Annotated in this window: 14 protein-coding genes; 3 read left to right on the top strand and 11 right to left on the bottom strand. The window is 71.0% G+C overall.

What is annotated here, in order from left to right; translation table 11 throughout:
• Positions 1-2750, top strand: a 2750-nt coding sequence (locus tag ACFY6U_RS20810; protein WP_390040157.1) for an ATP-binding protein, incomplete at its 5' end; no start/stop codon positions are given.
• Positions 2747-3310, top strand: a complete 564-nt coding sequence (locus ACFY6U_RS20805) for a two-component system response regulator (protein ID WP_390040155.1) — start codon at positions 2747-2749, stop codon at positions 3308-3310. The genes ACFY6U_RS20810 and ACFY6U_RS20805, both read left to right, overlap by 4 nt.
• A gap of 56 nt (positions 3311-3366) precedes the next feature.
• Here the strand turns inward: ACFY6U_RS20805 and ACFY6U_RS20800 are convergent, their stop codons facing one another.
• Both ACFY6U_RS20800 and lepA read right to left on the bottom strand, forming a co-directional pair.
• A complete protein-coding gene (locus ACFY6U_RS20800; RefSeq protein ID WP_390040153.1) occupies positions 3367-5241 on the bottom strand; it encodes an AMP-dependent synthetase/ligase in 1875 nt (624 codons plus the stop codon).
• 273 nt (positions 5242-5514) lie between these two features.
• A complete protein-coding gene (gene lepA / locus ACFY6U_RS20795) occupies positions 5515-7389 on the bottom strand; it encodes a translation elongation factor 4 (RefSeq protein ID WP_351490615.1) in 1875 nt (624 codons plus the stop codon).
• Positions 7390-7610: 221 nt separating this feature from the next.
• Here lepA and rpsT point away from each other — a divergent pair, with 221 nt between their 5' ends.
• The gene (rpsT, locus tag ACFY6U_RS20790; RefSeq protein ID WP_089106790.1) at positions 7611-7877 is read left to right on the top strand and encodes a 30S ribosomal protein S20; all 267 of its coding nucleotides are present in this window, start codon (positions 7611-7613) and stop codon (positions 7875-7877) included.
• 204 nt (positions 7878-8081) lie between these two features.
• On the opposite strand, the gene holA is transcribed toward rpsT, so the two are convergent.
• The 9 genes from holA to leuS all read right to left on the bottom strand — a co-directional run bounded on the left by holA (position 8082) and on the right by leuS (position 19907).
• Positions 8082-9074, bottom strand: a complete 993-nt coding sequence (holA, locus tag ACFY6U_RS20785) for a DNA polymerase III subunit delta (protein WP_351490617.1) — start codon at positions 9072-9074, stop codon at positions 8082-8084.
• A 73-nt stretch (positions 9075-9147) separates the two neighbouring features.
• The gene (locus ACFY6U_RS20780; RefSeq protein WP_351490619.1) at positions 9148-9393 is read right to left on the bottom strand and encodes a hypothetical protein; all 246 of its coding nucleotides are present in this window, start codon (positions 9391-9393) and stop codon (positions 9148-9150) included.
• 71 nt (positions 9394-9464) lie between these two features.
• A complete protein-coding gene (locus ACFY6U_RS20775) occupies positions 9465-10346 on the bottom strand; it encodes a YceI family protein (RefSeq protein WP_390040151.1) in 882 nt (293 codons plus the stop codon).
• Between the two features lie 174 nt (positions 10347-10520).
• Positions 10521-11366 carry an arylamine N-acetyltransferase gene (locus tag ACFY6U_RS20770; RefSeq protein ID WP_390040460.1) on the bottom strand — a complete coding sequence of 282 codons (846 nt, stop codon included), beginning with the start codon at positions 11364-11366 and terminating at the stop codon, positions 10521-10523.
• A 13-nt stretch (positions 11367-11379) separates the two neighbouring features.
• Complete coding sequence (locus ACFY6U_RS20765; protein ID WP_390040149.1) at positions 11380-13953, bottom strand: ComEC/Rec2 family competence protein; 2574 nt, start codon at positions 13951-13953, stop codon at positions 11380-11382.
• A complete protein-coding gene (locus ACFY6U_RS20760; RefSeq protein ID WP_390040147.1) occupies positions 13950-15098 on the bottom strand; it encodes a helix-hairpin-helix domain-containing protein in 1149 nt (382 codons plus the stop codon). Before ACFY6U_RS20760 ends, ACFY6U_RS20765 begins: the two co-directional genes overlap by 4 nt.
• 131 nt (positions 15099-15229) lie before the next feature.
• Positions 15230-16075: a DegV family protein gene (locus tag ACFY6U_RS20755; RefSeq protein ID WP_390040146.1), complete on the bottom strand. Its 846-nt coding sequence runs from the start codon at positions 16073-16075 to the stop codon at positions 15230-15232.
• A 72-nt stretch (positions 16076-16147) separates the two neighbouring features.
• Positions 16148-16876, bottom strand: a complete 729-nt coding sequence (locus ACFY6U_RS20750) for a hypothetical protein (RefSeq protein ID WP_390040144.1) — start codon at positions 16874-16876, stop codon at positions 16148-16150.
• Between the two features lie 151 nt (positions 16877-17027).
• A complete protein-coding gene (gene leuS / locus ACFY6U_RS20745; protein WP_390040142.1) occupies positions 17028-19907 on the bottom strand; it encodes a leucine--tRNA ligase in 2880 nt (959 codons plus the stop codon).
• Positions 19908-19969: the final 62 nt, after the last annotated feature.

The following is a 19969-nucleotide window of genomic DNA, read 5'->3' as shown; positions in this document are numbered from 1 at the left end:
GCACCGAAGGAAACCTCGGCGGTCAGGCGCAGGTCAGAGGCGTCTCAGGGGTCTGGAAAGAACTCACCGACAACGTGAACTTCATGGCCCTGAACCTGACCTCACAGGTCCGCAACATCGCCCAGGTGACGACAGCCGTCGCCAACGGCGACCTTTCCAAGAAGATCACCGTCGACGCGCGCGGCGAAATCCTGGAACTGAAGGACACCGTCAACACGATGGTGGAACAACTGCGGGCCTTCGCCGACGAGGTGACCCGCGTCGCCCGCGAGGTCGGCACCGACGGCCGGCTGGGCGGCCGCGCCCAGGTGCTCGGCGTCTCCGGGGTCTGGCGGGACCTGACGGACAACGTCAACTACATGGCCGACAACCTGACCTCCCAGGTCCGCAACATCGCCCAGGTGGCGACGGCCGTCGCCCAGGGCGACCTGTCCCGGAAGATCGACGTGGACGCGCGCGGCGAGATCCTCGAACTGAAGACCACCATCAACACGATGGTCGACACCCTGTCCTCGTTCTCCTCCGAGGTGACACGGGTGGCCCGCGAGGTGGGCTCCGACGGCCGGCTGGGCGGCCAGGCCCGGGTGGAGGGCGTGTACGGCACCTGGAAGCGCCTGACGACCAACGTGAACGAGCTCGCGCTCAACCTCACCACCCAGGTCCGCGCGATCGCCGAGGTCGCCTCGGCCGTGGCACAGGGCGACATGTCCCGCTCGATCACCGTCGAGACCCGCGGCGAGGTCGCCGAACTCAAGGACAACATCAACCTGATGGTCGCCAACCTGCGCGAGACGACCCGCGCGAAGGACTGGCTGGAATCCAACCTGGCCCGCCTCGCCGCCCTCATGCAGGGCCACCGGGACCTGATGGAGGTCGCCGACCTCATCCTGCGCGAGCTGACCCCACTGGTGAACGCCCAGTACGGCGCGTTCTTCCTGGCCGACCCGGACGAGGACGGCGCCGCCGTGCGCACGGCCGTACCGCCCAAAGGCCTCGCGTTCATCGCCGGCTACGGCTCCGCACAGGGCGCGACGGTCGAGACCGGCGGCCTCCCGGTGCACGGCCTGGTCCGCCAGGCGGCCCGCGAGAAGAAGCGGATCCTCGTCGAGGAGACCCCGCCGGACTACATCAAGATCAACAGCGGTCTCGGCGAAGCCGCGCCCACCACGATCGTCATCATCCCGATCCTCTTCGAGGACAAACTCCTCGGCATCATCGAACTGGCCTCCTTCTCCCGCTTCTCCGACGTCCACCTCGCGTTCTTCGACCAGTTCGTCAACACCATCGGCGTGGCGATCAACACGATCATCGCCAACTCCCGCACCGAGTCCCTGCTCGGCGAGTCACAACGGCTGGCGATGCAACTCCAGGAACGTTCGGACGAACTTCAGAAACAACAGGCGGAACTACAGCGCTCCAACGCGGAACTGGAGGAGAAGGCCGCCCTTCTGGCGACCTCTTCCCAGTACAAGTCGGAGTTCCTGGCGAACATGTCCCACGAACTGCGCACCCCGCTGAACTCCCTGCTGATCCTGGCCCGGCTGCTGTCCGACAACCCGGACGGCCGGCTCTCCGACCAGGAGGTCCAGTTCGCGACGACGATCCACCGCTCCGGCTCGGACCTGCTCCAGCTGATCAACGACATCCTGGACCTCTCGAAGATCGAGGCGGGCCGGATGGACGTACGCCCCAAACGCCTCCCCCTGATCAAACTCCTCGACTACGTCCACGCGACCTTCCGCCCGCTGACCCTGGACCGAGGCCTGGCCTTCGAGGTGACCGTCGGCGACGACGTACCGCGCGAGATGTACTCCGACGAACAACGCCTCCAGCAGATCCTGCGCAACCTGCTCTCCAACGCGATCAAGTTCACCGCCAAGGGCCGCGTGGAACTGCGGGTACACCGGGTGAAGGACCCCGAGCGCCACTACGTCCACGACAGCGACGAGGTGATCGCCTTCCAGGTGTCGGACACCGGCATCGGCATCGCCGCCGAGAAACTCCCGGTCATCTTCGAGGCGTTCCAGCAGGCCGACGGCACCACGAACCGCAAGTACGGCGGCACCGGCCTCGGCCTCTCCATCAGCCGGGAGATCGCCGGCCTGCTGGGCGGCCGGATCGTCGCCGCGAGCGAACCGGGCAAGGGCTCGACGTTCACGTTGTACGTCCCGGTCGTCAGCCCCGGCCACACGGCACCCGGGCCGACCCCGCACCACCACACCGCGCCGGCGCTCGGCCCGACACCGGCCGCCGCCCCCGACCCCGACGACTCCTGGCCGGCCCCGACCCGGCTGGAGGCGTGGCAGACGGGCCACGCGGGCCGCGTGCTCCCCGGCCGCCGCGTCCTGATCATCGACGACGACATCCGCAACGTCTTCGCCCTCACCCACGTCCTCGGCCGCGTCGGCATGCCGGTGCTGTACGCGGAGAACGGCCGGGAGGGCATCGAGACCCTCGAACGCAACCCTGACGTCGAACTCGTCCTGATGGACATCATGATGCCGGAGATGGACGGCCACGAGACCATCGCCGCCATCCGCCGCGCCCCCCGCTGGACCGGCCTGCCGATCGTCGCCCTGACCGCGAAGGCGATGCCGGGCGACCGGGAGAAGTCCATCGCACGCGGCGCCAACGACTACGTACCCAAACCGGTGGACGTCGACCGGCTGCTCACCGTCGTCTGCGCACTCCTGGACCCCGACAGCACGCAGGACGGCGAGACCGCCGACGACGAACGGACGGAGCAATGACCGCTGACGACCGTGCCGGAATCCTCCTGGTCGACGACATGGAGGACAACCTGATCGCGCTGGAAGCCGTTCTGGGGTCGCTGAACGAGCCGATCGTACGGGCCCGCTCCGGCGAGGAGGCGATGAAGGCCCTACTCCGCCGCCGCTTCGCCGTCGTCCTCCTCGACATCCGCATGCCGGGCATGGACGGTTTCGAAACGGCCGCGAACATCAAACGCCTCGACCAGACGAAGGACGTCCCGATCATCTTCCTGACCGGAGCGGACGAGGACGCGGGGTACACCTTCCGCGGCTACGCCACGGGCGCGGCGGACTACCTGACGAAACCGTTCGATCCGTGGGTGCTGCGGGCGAAGGTCAACGTGTTCCTGGAACTGCACCGGAAGAACCAGCAGCTTCAGGTGCTGCTGGCACGGGAACAGGCTGACTTCGGCGAGATGGGCAAGCGGTTGGCTGTGCTGGAAGACCGGCTGTCCGAGGACCCGCTCGACGTAGCGACGCTACGAAAAGAAGCCAGGGAGCTGCGGCAACTGCTGAGCAGAGCTGAGCGGTCCCGCTGAAGGGGCGCGGGGACTGCGCGACCAGCCCCCACGCTCCCGCACCCGACGACGAACCCCTAGGCCTCCCGTGTCCCGGCGTACATCTCGTCGATGAGGTGCTTGTACTCCCGCTCCACGACCGGCCTCTTCAGCTTCAGGCTCGGCGTGATCTCCCCGTGCTCCACATCGAGGTCCCGGGGCAGCAGCCGGAACTTCTTGATGGTCTGCCACCGCTGCAGCCCCTCATTGAGCTGCTTGACGTACCCGTCGACCATCTCGACGGTCACCGGCGCGGCTACGACCTCGGCGTAGGACTTGCCGTCCAGGCCGTTCTCCTTGGCCCATTCGAGGATCGCGGCCTCGTCGAGGGCGATCAGGGCGGTGCAGAAGTTCCGGTCGGCACCGTGCACGAGGATGTTGGAGACGTAGGGGCAGACCGCCTTGAACTGTCCCTCGACCTCGGCGGGCGCGATGTACTTGCCGCCGGACGTTTTGATGAGGTCCTTCTTGCGGTCGGTGATCCGCAGATAGCCGTCGGGAGACAGCTCGCCGATGTCACCGGTGTGGAACCAGCCGTCGGCCTCCAGCACCTCAGCCGTCTTCTCGGGCAGCCCGTGGTAGCCCTGCATGATGCCGGGGCCGCGGAGCAGGATCTCGCCGTCGTCGGCGATCCGCACCTCACAGCCGGGCAGCGGCTTGCCGACCGTACCGGTGCGGTAGGCCTCGCCGGGGTTCACGAAGGACGCGGCGGAGGACTCGGTGAGGCCGTAGCCCTCCAGGATGTGCACGCCGGCGCCGGCGAAGAAGTAGCCGATCTCGGGAGCCAGCGCCGCCGACCCGGAGACGCAGGCGCGCAGCCGCCCGCCGAAGGCCTCCCGCAGCTTGGAGTAGACGAGGCCGTCGGCGACCTTGTGCTTCGCGGCGAGCCCGAAGGGCGCGGTCGCGGCTCCGGTGCGCCGGAAGTTGTCCTGCGTGACCTTGGCGTACTCGCGGGCGACGTCGGCCGCCCACTGGAAGATCTTGTACTTGGCGGCGCCGCCGGCGCGGGCCTTCGCGGCGACGCCGTTGTAGACCTTCTCGAAGATGCGCGGCACGGCGGCCATGTACGTCGGCTGGACGACCGGCAGATTCTCGATGATCTTGTCGACGCGGCCGTCGACGGCGGTGACGTGCCCCACCTCGATCTGCCCGGAGGTGAGCACCTTGCCGAAGACGTGCGCGAGGGGCAGCCACAGGTACTGCACGTCCTCGGCACTGATCAGCCCGGTCGCGGCGATCGCCTTCGCCATGTACGACCAGTTGTCCTGGGGCAGCCGTACGCCCTTGGGGCGGCCGGTGGTGCCGGAGGTGTAGATGAGGGTGGCGAGCTGGTCCTTGGTGATCGCGCCGACCCGCTCCTTGATGAGCTCGGGGTGCTTCTCCAGGTACCTGGCGCCGCGCTGTTCCAGTTCGGCGAGGGTGATGACCCAGTCGCCGGTCTCGACGCCGGCCGGGTCGATGACGACGACCTGGGTGAGCTCGGGCAGTTCGGCACGCTTCTCGACGGCCTTGGCGACCTGGGCCGCGTCCTCCGCGATCAGCACCCGGCTCTCGGAGTCGGAGAGGATGAACGCCGACTCCTCGGCGTTGGTCTGCGGGTAGACGGTCGTGGTGGCCGCGCCGGCGCACAGGATGCCGAGGTCGGTGAGGATCCACTCGACACGCGTGGAGGCGGCGAGGGCGACCCGCTGCTCGGGCTCGATGCCGAGTTCGATGAGACCGGCCGCGATCGCGTGGACCCGCTCGGCCGCCTGCGCCCAGCTGAGCGACTTCCAGTCGTCCGGGCCCTGACCGGAGGCTGCGGGCACCGGGTAGCGGTAGGCCTCGGCGTCCGGTGTGGCCGCCACGCGATCCAGGAAGAGGGCCGCCACGGACGGCGGTCGGTTCTCGATCAGTGTCTGTGTGTCGGTCACGACATCCTCCGGGGCCCGCGACGGTGCGGCTGGCTCAGTGCGGCTGGGGTTTACTCACGGTGGGGTTCGCGCTGGTTGTTTAACTCGCGAGTAACTATCGAGCAGGGATCAGACTAAGCCGCGACCGGCCTGTGCGTAAGGGGCTTCGGCCTGTCTGTTTCGCCGCATGTTCCACGCAGAGCGACGCTACGCACGCGTAGGGGTCCGCCGCACTTTCGTACGGCGAACCCCCGTTGTACCCGATTTGCGACCGCGACCGACTATTACCCGCGGTTACTTCTTGCTCTTGGCCGATCCCGCGCTGTCATCGCTGGAGAGCACCGCGATGAAGGCCTCCTGCGGAACCTCCACGGAACCCACCATCTTCATCCGCTTCTTGCCTTCCTTCTGCTTCTCCAGCAGCTTGCGCTTCCGGGAGATGTCACCGCCGTAGCACTTGGCGAGGACGTCCTTGCGGATGGCGCGGATGGTCTCGCGGGCGATGACCCGGGAGCCGATGGCCGCCTGGATGGGCACCTCGAAGGCCTGCCGCGGAATGAGCTCGCGCAGCTTGGCCACCAGCCGCACGCCGTACGCGTACGCCGCGTCCTTGTGGGTGATCGCCGAGAACGCGTCGACCTTGTCGCCGTGCAGCAGGATGTCGACCTTGACCAGGCTGGAGGTCTGCTCGCCGGTGGGCTCGTAGTCCAGCGAGGCGTAACCGCGGGTCTTCGACTTCAGCTGGTCGAAGAAGTCGAAGACGATCTCCGCGAGGGGCAGCGTGTACCGGATCTCGACCCGGTCCTCGGACAGGTAGTCCATCCCGAGCAGGGTGCCGCGCCGGGTCTGGCACAGCTCCATGATCGAGCCGATGAACTCGGTCGGCGCGAGGATCGTGGCCCGTACGACGGGCTCGTACACCTCGTTGATCTTCCCCTCGGGGAATTCGCTCGGGTTGGTGACCGTGAACTCCGTCCGGTCCTCCATGACCACCCGGTAGACCACGTTCGGCGCGGTGGCGATCAGGTCGAGCCCGAACTCGCGCTCCAGCCGCTCCCGGATCACGTCCAGGTGCAGCAGGCCGAGGAAGCCGACACGGAAACCGAAGCCGAGGGCGGCGGAGGTCTCCGGCTCGTAGACGAGCGCGGCGTCGTTGAGCTGGAGCTTGTCGAGGGCCTCGCGCAGCTCGGGGTAGTCGGATCCGTCCAGCGGATACAGACCGGAGAAGACCATCGGCTTCGGGTCCTTGTAGCCGCCGAGGGCCTCGGTGGCGCCCTTGGTCTGGCTGGTGACGGTGTCACCGACCTTGGACTGCCGGACGTCCTTCACACCCGTGATCAGATAACCCACCTCGCCGACGCCGAGTCCGTCGGCGGACAGCATCTCCGGCGAGTTGGTGCCGATCTCCAGCAGTTCGTGGGTGGCGCCCGTCGACATCATCTTGATCCGCTCACGCTTGTTGAGCTGGCCGTCGATGACACGGACGTACGTCACGACACCGCGGTAGGAGTCGTAGACCGAGTCGAAGATCATGGCGCGGGCGGGCGCGTCGGCGACGCCGACGGGTGCCGGGATCTCCTTGACGACCTTGTTCAGCAGCGCGTCGACGCCGACACCGGTCTTGGCGGAGACCCGCAGCACGTCGTCCGGCTCGCAGCCGACCAGGTTCGCCAGTTCCTCGGCGAACTTCTCCGGCTGCGCGGCCGGCAGGTCGATCTTGTTGAGCACGGGGATGATCGTGAGGTCGTTCTCCATCGCCAGGTAGAGGTTGGCGAGGGTCTGTGCCTCGATGCCCTGGGCGGCGTCGACGAGGAGGATGGTCCCCTCGCAGGCCGCCAGCGACCGCGAGACCTCGTAGGTGAAGTCGACGTGCCCCGGAGTGTCGATCATGTTGAGGATGTGCGTACTGCCCTGGTCCGGGCCCTCGGTCGGGGCCCAGGGCAGACGCACCGCCTGGGACTTGATCGTGATGCCGCGCTCGCGCTCGATGTCCATCCGGTCGAGGTACTGAGCACGCATCTGCCGCTGCTCGACCACACCGGTCAGCTGGAGCATCCGGTCGGCGAGAGTGGACTTGCCGTGGTCGATGTGCGCGATGATGCAGAAATTGCGGATCAGAGCCGGGGCGGTACGGCTCGGCTCGGGCACATTGTTAGGGGTCGCGGGCACGCAGGGTCCTGTCTCTTGAGGCGCCTTATGCCTCGGGTCGGATCGATACGTAGTCTCCATGGTCCCATGACGGGGGACCGGGGACCGGTTTGGGCCATTGTCCGCCTCGCTGGTAACGTGGGCAGCTGTGTCTCATGCCCTCTCAGCGCGAGGCACATCTTCAAGAAATCATCGGTACGGGACCTTCGCGGCCCCGTACCAGAACCTGAAAAGGCTCATTCGTGGCGAACATCAAGTCCCAGATCAAGCGGATCAAGACCAACGAGAAGGCTCGGCTGCGCAACAAGGCCGTCAAGTCCTCCCTGAAGACCGCGGTCCGCAAGGCCCGTGAGGCCGCTGCCGCGGGTGACGTCGAGAAGGCCACCGAGCTGCAGCGCGCTGCCGCGCGTGCGCTCGACAAGGCCGTCTCGAAGGGCGTCATCCACAAGAACCAGGCCGCCAACAAGAAGTCGGCGCTTGCTTCCAAGGTTGCTTCCCTCAAGGGCTGACCCTTGATTTGACGCCGGAAGGACCCGGGCGGGCCCTCTCTCATCCGCCCCCGACCGGCACCCGAGGATCGACGCGCGGCCTGCGTTCGCCACGCGGGCGTCGATCGACAGCTCGAACCGAAGGCCCCGGCGCCTCGCCCTTCCCCAGGGCGGACGCCGGGGCCTTCGGCATGCCCGGGCGCCTTCCGCGCCCCCTGCGGCTTGCTACCCCCGGCCGCGTGACCGCGCCGCCCGCGCGATCGTCACCACGGCCTTCTCCAGGGCGTACTCGGGATCGTCCCCGCCGCCCTTCACGCCCGCGTCCGCCTCGGCGACGGCCCGCAGGGCCACCGCGACCCCGTCCGGCGTCCATCCCCGCATCTGCTGCCGCACCCGGTCGATCTTCCACGGCGGCATTCCGAGCTCCCGCGCGAGATCGGCGGGCCGCTGCCCGCCCCGCGCCCCCGCGAGTTTCCCGATCGCCCGGACGCCCTGCGCGAGCGCGCTCGTGATCATCACCGGGGCGACCCCGGTCGCCAGCGACCAGCGCAGCGCCTCCAGCGCCTCCGCGGTGCGCCCCTCCACGGCCCGGTCGGCCACCGTGAAGCTCGACGCCTCGGCCCGCCCGGTGTAGTACCGCCCGACGACGGCCTCGTCGACGGTGCCCTCGACGTCCGCGGCGAGCTGGGTGACGGCCGACGCCAGCTCCCGCAGATCACTGCCGATGGCGTCGACGAGCGCCTGGCAGGCCTCGGGCGTGGCGGACCGCCCGAGCGCCCGGAACTCGCTCCGTACGAACGCGAGCCGGTCCGCCGGCTTGGTCATCTTCGGGCAGGCGACCTCCCGGGCGCCCGCCTTGCGCGCCGCGTCGAGCAGTGCCTTGCCCTTGACCCCGCCCGCGTGCAGCAGCACGAGCGTGATCTCCTCGGCGGGCGACCCGAGGTACGCCTTCACGTCCTTGACCGTGTCGGCGGACAGGTCCTGCGCGTTGCGTACGACCACGACCTTGCGCTCCGCGAAGAGCGACGGGCTGGTCAGCTCGGCGAGCGTGCCGGGCTGCAACTGGTCGGGGTTCAGGTCCCGTACGTCCGTGTCGGCGTCGGCGGCCCGGGCAGCGGCCACCACCTGCTGCACGGCACGGTCGAGCAGCAGGTCCTCCTGCCCCACGGCCAGGGTCACCGGGGCGAGCGGATCGTCATCAGCAGTCTTCTTGGCCATCGCGCCAAGCATCCCACGGCCCACTGACAACGGGGCCGGCCACGCCCGCCCCGCCCCGGGCCGCCCCGCGCTCCTACGGCTCCTCCCGCCAGCCGTCCCACTCGCCCGCGAACTCGTCCAGCTCCGCCGGGTCCAGCCGCCCCTGCTCGTCCCGCAGCAGGACCAGCCACTGCGCGTCCTCGGCGTCGTCCTCCCCGGCCAGCGCGTCCCGCACCAGCCGCGGCTCCTCGTCGACCCCGAACCGCCGCCCGAGGGCCTCGGAGGCTTCCTCCGCCGCGTCCCGGTCGGGCAGCACCAGCACATGTCTCACATCGCTCACGGCCCCATTCTCGGGCACCGAAGGCCACCGCAACGAGCCGCGGGGAACGGGAGCGGACCGCGGCGGCGGGCTCAGCCCTTCGGGACGATCTGCACGTCCAGGTCGATGCGGATGCTCGGCCCGACCACCGCGATCCCGCGGGCCAGCATCGTCTGCCAGCTCACGGTGAAGTCGTCGCGGTGGAGTTCGGTGCTGGCCCGGCAGGCGGCCCGTACCTCGCCCTCCATGCCGTTGCCGAGCCCTAGGTACTCGGTGTCGAGGGTGACCGTGCGGGTCACGCCGTGCAGGGACAGCGCCCCGGTGACGCCCCACCTGGTGCCGCCCCTGTGCACGAAACGGTCGCTGTAGAACTCCAGTGTCGGAAAACGCTGCACGTCCAGGAAGTCCGCGGAGCGCAGATGGTCGTCGCGCATCCGGACGCCCGTGTCGATGGTCGCGGCGTCGATCACGACGTGCATGGCGGAGCGCTCCATCTGCTCGGCGATCCGCACCGCGCCCGCGAACGAGTTGAACCGCCCGTGGATCCGGGCCAGTCCGATGTGCCGGGCGGTGAAGCCGATCGAGGAATGCGTCGGCTCGATCTCCCAGTCCCCCGGCGTCGGCAGTTTCGGCGGCTGGGCGACCTGGAGGGTCACGTCGCCGAGCGAGGCGAGGCAGTTCTCGCCGACCTGCGCGGTGGCCCGGTACGGCGTGAACCCCTCCGCGGACACCGCCAGCCGGTACTCCCCGGCCGGCACGGCCGTCACGAACGAACCGTAGGGATCCGCGCCCCCGCTGACCACCGTGCGTCCCATGGTGTCACTGACCGCGAACTCGGCGTTCGTCACCGGTTCGTTGACCGGGTCGAGCACCCGGCAGCTCAGCACCCCGGCGTCGGGCGGGGTCTGCACCGCCGCGAGGGGGCTCGTCCGCTGCACCCGGTTCGTTCGGTTTCCCATCAAGCGGCCGAACATCCTCGCCACCCCTGTACGCCTCGCCGTCATCCCCTGCCGAAGAAACATTCGATCACTGATGCGGCTTTCGGGGCAACACGGGCCCACATCACGGGAATCCAGCACATGCGCCGGAACTACGCACGAGTAGCACGCTACGCGGCAGTAGAAACACGTTCTCCCGCGAGACCCGAATTAGCCATTCCGGTTGACTTTCCCCGGATTTCGCACAGTCGGCACACAGTCCAGCCCGATCCCGAACCGCTCCCGGTAGACCCCGAGCACCTCCTCGTCGTGCTCCAACTCCCGTACCTCACGCGTCCCGTCGGCAGCCGTCTCCGTCAGCGTGCGCCCGCTGAGCGTGATCCGCCCGCCGTCGTCGGTGGCCCGGGAACAGACCAGCGACTGCGTGAAGTGCGACGACGGCGACGTGCTGTGCCACCACGCCCCGGCCGTGAAGTCCCCGAGCACCCGCGGCCGCACCTCCAGCCGGTACTGCGGCTGCCCGTCACGCAGCACGTCAAGGTCCCCGCCCACAACGCCGCCCTCGCCCCCCGCCCCCGCCGCGTCCGGCCCGGCCTCCGCGATCCGGAACGTCCCGCCGGGATCGGCCTGGTCGCCCCGCTCCGCAAACGCCAGCGGGTAGTGGCTGTGCGTCCCGAAACCCACGTCCGCGAGCCACTCGCAACCGTCCGCCGTCCGCACCCGCAGCGCGAGATGGTCGTACGGGATCCCGAGCCGCCCCTCCGCCCCGTACACCCGCCCCGCCAGCGGGGTCACCCCGAACCCGAGCGCGGTCAGCAACACCGAGAAGGCGCCGTTGAGTTCGTAGCAGAACCCGCCCCGGCCCGCGCCCACCACCTTCTCCAGCAGCCGCTCCCCGGTCAGTGCGATCTCCTCGCCGAGGTGGATCGACAGGTTCTCGAAGGGCACGGTCCGCAGGTGCCTCAGATGCAGTTCGCGCAGGGCGTCCGCGGTGGGCCGGGCCGGGCGGGCGGCGCCGAGCCGGCTGAGGTAGGCGTCTATCTGCGCGGGGTTCACGGGGTTCATGCCCTCAGTCTCGCGCCACGCGCAGCTCCCCCGCCTCCCCGCCCGTGCCGCCGCCGGTCACGGCGAGCGCCCCGTCCCTGTCGGTCCGCAGCACCACCGCCCCCACGGCCCGGAGTTCGGCCACCGTGCCGGGTGCCGGATGACCGTACGGGTTGTCCGCCCCGCAGGAGATGAGCGCGACCCGCGGCGCGACCAGCCGCAACAGCTGCGGATCCTGGTACGCGGACCCGTGGTGGGCCACCTTCAGCACGTCCACCCGGCCCAGTGTGGCCGCGGCCGGTGATCTCAGCAGCTCCTGCTGGGCCGGGGGTTCGAGGTCCCCGAGCAGCAGCATCCGCAGCCCGGCCGAGCGGACCAGCAGGGCGACACTTGCGTCGTTCGGTCCGTCCGGCAGCGGTGCCGGGGCCGGAGGCGGCCACAGCACCCGCCAGTCCAGCGGCCCGGTCGTGCGCCGCTCCCCGGCGACCGCCCGCGTGACCGGGATCCGGTGCTCGGCGGCCTCCCTTCTGACGAACTCGGCCTGGTCCGCGGGTTCCTCGAACCCGGTCGTCTCGATCTGCGCCACCTCACGGCCACGCAGCACCCCAGGCAGCCCCGCGACGTGGTCCGCGTGAAAGTGGGTGAGGACGACGAGCGGGATCCGGGTGATGCCGAGTTCCCGCAGGCAGTGGTCGACCAGCGCCGGATCGGGTCCTGCGTCCACGACCACTCCCGTGCCCGCGCCCGCCGCGAGCACGGTCGCGTCCCCCTGCCCCACGTCGCACATCGCCAGCCGCCAGCCGGGCGGCGGCCAGCCCGTGACCACCCGGGTGAGCGGCGCCGGACGTACCACCAGCAGCACGAGCAGCACCCCCAGCACCCCGCACCACCACGGATGCCGCAGCAACCGCCGTCCCAGCAGTACGGCGACCACCGTCACCCCGGCCAGCAGCAGCGCCCCCGTCCAGCTCCCCGGCCAGTCCACGCCCGCACCGGGCAGCCCGGCCCCGGTCCGGGCGATTCGGGCGATCCATCCGGCCGGCCAACTCGCGCACCACGCCAGCACCTTGGCCACCGGCATCGCCACCGGAGCCGCCGCGAGCGCCCCGAACCCCAGGACCGTGGCCGGCGCGACCGCGATCTCCGCCAGCAGGTTGCAGGGCACCGCCACGAGACTCACCCGGGCCGACAGCACCGCGACCACCGGCCCGCACACCGCCTGCGCGGCCGCGGCCGCCGCCAGCCCATCGGCCAGCCGCTCCGGCACCCCGCGCCGCCGCAGCGCCTCGCACCACCCGGGCGCCAGCAACAGCAGCGAACCGGTGGCCAGTACCGACAGCAGGAAGCCGTAACTGCGGGCCAGCCACGGGTCGTACAGCACCAGCAGCAGAACCGCCGTGGCCAGTGCCGGGACCAGGGACCTGCGGCGGCCGGTCGCCAGGGCGAGCAGGGCGACCGCACCGCAGGCCGCAGCCCGCAGCACGCTGGGATCCGGCCGGCACACGACGACGAAGGCGAGGGTGAGCGTCGACGCGAACAGTGCGGTCCCCCTCAGCGACAGCCCCAGGCGCGGAGCGAGACCCCGGCGCTCGGTCTGCTGAGCCAGTCCCGGCGGTCCGATGAGCAGGGCGAGCAGGATGGTGAGGTTGCTGCCCGACACCGCGAGGATGTGCGCGAGGTCGGTCGCCTCGAACGCCTCGTCCAGCTCCGGGCCGATACGTGAGGTGTCCCCGACGACCAGCCCGGGCAGCAGCGCCCGGGCGTCCTCGGGCAGGCCGTCGGTCGCCTCCCGCAAACCGGCCCGCAACCGTCCGGCCAGCCGCTGCGGCCCGCTCGGCTCCCCCACCACCGCCGGTGCGGGACGCTCCCGTACCCGCAGCAGCGCCGCGACCCGGTCCCCGCCGGCCGTGGCCGGCGCCAGCCGCCCGCTCACCCTCAGCCGTGTCGAGGGCAGCAGTCCGAGCCACCGCGCCCGGCCGCCGCCACCGGGTGCCGGCACCCCCGTGTCCACGGCCACCAGTACCGGGGAGCGCGTCGCCACCGCGGTCCCGTCGCTCTTCTCCACCCGGCGCACCTCGCCGCGCACGAGTACGGCGGCCGGGGTGGCGTGGTCCCCCCGCACGCGCGGCCTGGCGACCCAGGGGTCGCCGGTGAGCTCCACCTCGGCGGTCACGGTGGCGTACGCGCGGGCCAGGCCGGGAACCGGTCCGCGGCGTACATCCGCCCCGTGCAGCCCCGCGGAGGCGGCCGCCCCGGCGACGCAGAGGAGCAGCGCGCCGGCCGAGGCCCGCCGCCAGGCCGGCCGGGCGGATCCGGCACCGACGGTCGCCGTCCCCGGCCGGGGACGCGTCCGGCCGAGCCGCAGCAGCATCACCCCGGCGACCAGGCAGACGACGGCGGTCGCGGCCGTCCACCCCACAGGTGCGTCCAGTGCCAGGGCCGCCGTGGCCCACACGGCCAGCGCGGGCGGCACCAGCCTCAGGTCGGCCCGCGTGTCCTGCCGGGCGTGCGCGGTGCCGCCCCGCCGCCCCGGGCCGTCGCGCACCGACCGGCCCACGGCCACGGGCCCAGGTGCCGCTCCGCCGGTCACGGGGCTCATGGCCGTACCAGATCCCGCAGGTCGGAGTAGCGGCGTTCGCCGATGCCCTTGACCTGGCGGAGTTCGTCGACCGAACGGAACCCGGCGTGCTGGGTGCACCAGTCGAGGATGTGCTGGGCCAGTACCGGGCCGACTCCGGGCAGGGCGTCGAGTTGCTCGACGGTCGCGGTGTTCAGCGAGACCGGGGCGGACGGGCCCGCTCCCGTCGCGGGACCGCCCACGGCCTGGCCCGGTGCGGCCGGCGGAGCGGGACCCCCGACGACGATCTGTTCCCCGTCCGTCAGGAAGCGGGCGCGGTTGAGTCCGCCGGTGTCCGTACCGGGCCGCACCCCGCCCGCCGCCCGCAGCGCGTCGGTCACCCGGGAGCCGGCGGGCAGCGTGTGGACCCCCGGATCCCGGACCTTCCCGGTGACATCCACCACAATCTCCCCGCCGGAACTGCCGGTTCCGGCGGCTCCGGCGGTCGCGCCGGAAGCGTCGAGCGCACCGGGCGCCGCGGCGGTACCGGCCCCGGCGGCGGCCGCTCCGGCGGCCGGGGCCCGCTCCTCGCTCTTCCCGTACGGTGCCTCCGCACGCACCACCTCCGGCGCGCTCACGGACTCCGTCCGACCCGTCCAGAAGTGCTGCACGGCCAGCGCCGCGGCCACGACCAGGACCGCCCCCAGGGCAACCGCGCCCCGGCGCTCCAGCCCGCACCGCGTCTGGAGCCACACCGGCATCCGCTCCCGCACCGCGAGCCCGACCCGGGACCGCAGCCCGGGCAGCGCGGGCTCGCGCCGCGCCGCGGCTTCGCCGGCCAGCACGCGGGCCGACGACATCACGGCCGCCGCCGTGGACAGCACCGCCGCGGCGGTGCGCACTCCGGCGGAGGCTGTGCGCACCGCGGTCGCGGCCGCGGTCAGTCCGGTCGCCGCACCGGTGCCGGTCACCGTTTCCGCGCTGGGCGGCCCCTGCCCCGGCCTGGCGACGGCCCGTTCACCGAAGAGCACTTCCGCCCGGCGGCGCAGTTCGTCCGCCGGGGCGGGGCGATGACGGATACGGGCGCGGACCGGGGACCGCCGGTGCCGGGTGCGGCCGTCGGAGCTGGGGCCCCGACCCGGACCGCTGGTCGCATGTGTCTCGTGTGAGCGTGATCGAAGTGCCATGCGACGAGGATCGGGCTTCCCGCCGATCCGCGATGATCTTGCTCAGTTACCGTGGACCACGCCCGAGTTGTGGACAACTCCGCCACTCGCACGAGTGATGGTGCCGAGGCTCGCGCCCTCGGGTCCCCAGCTCACCGCAGCGAGACGACCGCCCCGAGCAGCCCGGGGCCGGTGTGCGCCCCGATGACCGCGCCGACCTCGCTCACATGCAGGTCGGCCAGCCCGGGCACCCGCGCCCGCAGCCGGTCGGCGAGGGCCGAGGCCCGGTCGGGGGCGGCGAGATGGTGGACGGCGATGTCCACATCGGCGCCGCCCGCACGCTCGGCGGTGAGCTCCTCGAGGCGGGCGATGGCCCGGGACGCCGTCCGTACCTTCTCCAGGAGCTCGATCCGGCCGCCGTCCAGCTGGAGCAGGGGCTTCACGGCGAGCGCGGAGCCGAACAGGGCCTGGGCGGTGCCGATGCGGCCGCCCCGGCGCAGATAGTCGAGGGTGTCGACGTAGAAGTACGCGGAGGTACCGGCGGCCCGCTTCTCCGCCGCCGTGACGGCCTCGTCGACGGTGCCGCCGGCCTCGGCGGCCTCGGCCGCCGCAAGCGCGCAGAAACCAAGGGCCATCGCGACCATCCCGGTGTCCACCACCCGCACCGGGACGGGTGCCTCCCGGGCGGCGACGACGGCCGCGTCGTAGGTGCCCGACAGTTCGGCGGACAGGTGGAGCGAGACGATTCCGGTGGCCCCGGCCCCGGCTACCCTGCGGTAGGTTTCGGCGAACACCTCCGGGCTGGGCCGGGACGTGGTGACGGGCCGCCGCTTCTGCAAAGCCTGGGCCAGCGAACGGGTCGAGATCTCGGTGCCCTCTTCGAGCGCCCGGTCGCCGAGGACCACGGTCAGGGGTACCGCGGTGATGCCGTGGCGCTCCACCGTCCGCGGCGGCAGGTAGGCCGTTGAATCGGTGACGATCGCGACATGGCAGGACATGAGCTGGAGGTTACCTGGCGTAGCCCAGGCGCGGCAGCCCGCCCCCGGACGCCCGGACCGGGACCGGCCCTGTCAAGTGGTGCTCTCGGGCCGGGGCTTCTTCTGCCAGGGGTACGCCCGGGGCCGGACGGGCGGGGTGATCGCGGGCTGCACCGGGTCCTCGGCCGCGGCCGACCGGGGTCGTTCGGGCCAGGTCTGACGGTCGTCGGGGCCGTCGGCGGCCTCGGGCCACGGCGGGGTCTGCGCGGCCGGCTCCGGCCGGGTCCAGTGCCGCAGGGCGTCCGCCTCGACGCCGATCTGGGTGCTCAAGGTGTCCAGGTCGTCGTCGGCGAAGCGGCGGGCCCGGTCGCGGGCCGCCCAGCGCAGCGCGTCCGCGGACTCGGTGATGCGCTCGGTGCGGCGGCGCAGCTCGGGCAGGCGGGTGGCGAGCGTGGCCCGGTCCGGTTCCCCCTCCAGGCGCCTGAGTTCACCGTCCAGTTCGTGCCCGTGCGCGCTGAGGCGCTGGAAGAGGCCGAGGGACTCCTTCAGCGACTCGTCCTCCGCGACGCCCGCATGCAACGCGTCCTGGGTGGCCCGCATCGAGGTGCGCAGGGCGAGCCGGAGCTGGGCGATCTCGCCCGCCGGGCCGATCTGGACCATGGACTTGGCGCGCAGCGTGTGCTCCTCGACGGTGCGCCGGGCCTGGGTGATCGTGCGGTCCACACCACGCTTCGCAGCGCCGACCGCCTTGAAGGTGACGTACGCCCCACCGGCGACGAAGAGCAGGAAGAGCACGGCGAATGCGGCGATCACTGTTTCCACGGTGCTCCTCCTCGCTGCCCACCACCCCGGCCGTGTCCGGGCACGGCGTGGGTGGCCGTGCTCCTCAACCGTAAACGCAAAGGGCAGGCCCCGAGTTCCGCAAGAACCCCGAACCTGCCCCTAGGGGACCACCCGGAGGTGGCCGGCGGTGTCACGCCGTGACGATGTTCACCAGCTTCGGCGCGCGGACGATCACCTTGCGGATCCCGGCACCGCCCAGCGCCTTCACGACCAGCTCGTCGGCCAGCGCCACCTTCTCCAGTTCCTCGTCGGAGATGGCCGGCGGCACCTCCAGGCGGGCCTTGACCTTGCCCTTGATCTGCACGACGCAGGTCACGGTCTCGTCGACGACGTAGTTCGGGTCGGCGACGGGGAAGTCCCGGTGGACGACCGAGTCGGTGTGGCCCAGCTTGCGCCACAGCTCCTCGGCGATGTGCGGGGCCAGCGGCGCGATCATCAGCACCAGCGGCTCGGCGACCGGACGCGGCACCGCGCCGCCCGCCTTCGTCAGGTGGTTGTTCAGCTCGGTGACCTTGGCGATGGCCGTGTTGAAGCGCAGCCCCTCCAGGTCCTGACGGACGCCGTCGATCGCCTTGTGCAGGGCGCGCAGCGTCTCCTCGTCCGCCTCGGCCTCGGTCACGGTGACCTCACCGGTGGCCTCGTCGACGATATTGCGCCACAGCCGCTGCAGCAGCCGGAACTGGCCGACCACCGCGCGCGTGTCCCACGGCCGGGACACGTCCAGCGGGCCCATCGCCATCTCGTACAGGCGCAGGGTGTCGGCGCCGTACTCGGCGCAGATCTCGTCCGGAGTCACCGCGTTCTTGAGGGACTTGCCCATCTTGCCCAGCAGGCGGGTGACCTTCTCGCCCTCGTAGTAGTAGTCGCCACCCCGTTCCTCGACCTCGGCGGCGGGCACCGGGAAGCCGCGGCCGTCGCGGTAGACGTAGGCCTGGATCATGCCCTGGTTGAACAGCTTGTGGAACGGCTCGGCGGACGAGACGTGCCCCAGGTCGTACAGGACCTTCGACCAGAATCGGGCGTACAGCAGGTGCAGCACGGCGTGCTCGGCGCCGCCGACGTACAGGTCGACACCGCCGTGCGGCATGCCCTCGCGCGGGCCCATCCAGTACTGCTCGATCTGCGGGTCGACCAGCTGCTCGCTGTTGTGCGGGTCCAGGTAGCGCAGTTCGTACCAGCAGGAACCGGCCCAGTTGGGCATGGTGTTGGTCTCGCGGCGGTACTTCTTCGGTCCGTCGCCCAGGTCCAGGGTGACGTTGACCCAGTCCTCGTTGCGTGACAGCGGCGTCTCGGGCTGGGTGTCGGCGTCCTCGGGGTCGAAGGTGCGCGGCGAGTAGTCGTCGACCTCCGGCAGTTCCAGCGGCAGCATCGACTCGGGCAGCGCGTGGGCGACGCCGTCCTCGTCGTAGACGATCGGGAAGGGCTCGCCCCAGTAGCGCTGACGGCTGAACAGCCAGTCGCGCAGCCGGAAGTTGACGGTGCCCTCGCCGATGCCCTTGCGGGCCAGCCACTCGGTGATGCGGGCCTTGGCCTCGGCGACCGGCAGGCCGTCCAGCTTGATGTCGTCGTTGGAGGAGTTGACGATCTTCGCGTCGTACGAGCCGAAGGCGTTCTCCCACGTCGACGTGTCGGTGCCGCGGCCGTCGGTCGGCTCGACGATGCAGGTGATCGGCAGTTCGAAGGCGCGCGCGAACTCGAAGTCGCGCTGGTCGCCCGCCGGTACGGCCATGATCGCGCCGGTGCCGTAGCCCATCAGGACGTAGTCGGCGATGAACACCGGGATCTGTTCGCCGTTGACCGGGTTGGTCGCGTACGCGCCGGTGAACACACCTGTCTTGTCCTTGGCCTCGGCCTGCCGCTCCACGTCGGACTTGGCGCCGGCCTGCGCGCGGTACGCGGCGACGGCGTCGGCGGGGGTGGCGTGGCCGCCGGTCCACACGTCGTGGGTGGCCTCGGGCCAGGCGTCCGGGACGAACCGGTCGACCAGCGGGTGCTCGGGTGCCAGCACCATGTAGGTCGCGCCGAACAGGGTGTCCGGGCGCGTGGTGAAGACGGTGATCTTCTCGCCGTCGATCGGGAAGTCGACGCGGGCGCCCTCGCTGCGGCCGATCCAGTTGCGCTGCTGCAGCTTGATGGCCTCGGGCCAGTCCAGCTCGTTCAGGTCGTCCAGCAGCCGGTCGGCGTAGGCGGTGATGCGCATGTTCCACTGGCGCAGCTTGGCCTTGAAGACGGGGAAGTTGCCGCGCTCGGAGCGGCCGTCGGCGGTGACTTCCTCGTTGGCCAGCACGGTGCCCAGGCCGGGGCACCAGTTGACCGGCGCGTCGGAGGCGTAGGCCAGGCGGAACTCGCCCAGGACGTCGCCGCGCTCGGTCGCGGTCAGTTCGTTCCACGCGCGCGTGTGGCCCGGCACGCCACGCTCACCGGACTCGAACTGGGCGATCAGCTCGGAGATCGGGCGGGCCTTGTCCGCCTCGTCGTCGTACCAGGAGTTGAAGATCTGCAGGAAGATCCACTGGGTCCACTTGTAGTAGTCCGGGTCGATCGTGGCGAACGAACGGCGCTTGTCGTGGCCCAGGCCCAGCCGGCGCAGCTGGACCTTCATGTTCTCGATGTTGGCCTCGGTGGACACGCGCGGGTGCGTGCCGGTCTGCACGGCGTACTGCTCGGCGGGCAGGCCGAAGGCGTCGAAGCCCAGGGTGTGCAGGACGTTGTGGCCGTTCATCCGCTGGAAGCGGGCGAAGACGTCGGTGGCGATGTAGCCCAGGGGGTGACCGACGTGCAGGCCCGCACCGGACGGATACGGGAACATGTCCATGATGAACTTCTTGGGCCGGGCGACGACCTCGGGGTCGCCGGCCAGGTCACCCGTGGGGTTCGGCGCGGCGTAGGTGCCGTCGGCGTCCCAGAAGTCCTGCCAGCGTGCCTCGATCTCGGCCGCCAGGGCGGCCGTGTAGCGGTGCGGCGCGGCCTCCGCCGACGTGGCGGCGGCAGCGGGGTTCGTCTCGCTCATGATCCTCAAAGCTCCATCGGTCGTCTCTGCCAGCGGCTGCGAACTTTCTAGAAACGAAAAAT

Source organism: Streptomyces sp. NPDC013157, from assembly GCF_042899865.1.
Classification (GTDB): Bacteria; Actinomycetota; Actinomycetes; order Streptomycetales; family Streptomycetaceae; genus Streptomyces.
Note: the sequence above shows the minus strand (reverse complement) of the source record. Positions and strands in the feature narration are given on the sequence as shown.

What these genes read in the sequence shown, in the direction of transcription:
- ACFY6U_RS20805 (WP_390040155.1), top strand. Translation starts at nt 2,747, where the DNA reads ATGACCGCTGACGACCGTGCCGGAATCCTCCTGGTCGACGACATGGAG.
- holA (WP_351490617.1), bottom strand. Translation starts at nt 9,074, where the DNA reads ATGGCCAAGAAGACTGCTGATGACGATCCGCTCGCCCCGGTGACCCTG.
- ACFY6U_RS20775 (WP_390040151.1), bottom strand. Translation starts at nt 10,346, where the DNA reads ATGTTCGGCCGCTTGATGGGAAACCGAACGAACCGGGTGCAGCGGACG.
- ACFY6U_RS20765 (WP_390040149.1), bottom strand. Translation starts at nt 13,953, where the DNA reads ATGAGCCCCGTGACCGGCGGAGCGGCACCTGGGCCCGTGGCCGTGGGC.
- ACFY6U_RS20760 (WP_390040147.1), bottom strand. Translation starts at nt 15,098, where the DNA reads ATGGCACTTCGATCACGCTCACACGAGACACATGCGACCAGCGGTCCG.
- ACFY6U_RS20755 (WP_390040146.1), bottom strand. Translation starts at nt 16,075, where the DNA reads ATGTCCTGCCATGTCGCGATCGTCACCGATTCAACGGCCTACCTGCCG.
- leuS (WP_390040142.1), bottom strand. Translation starts at nt 19,907, where the DNA reads ATGAGCGAGACGAACCCCGCTGCCGCCGCCACGTCGGCGGAGGCCGCG.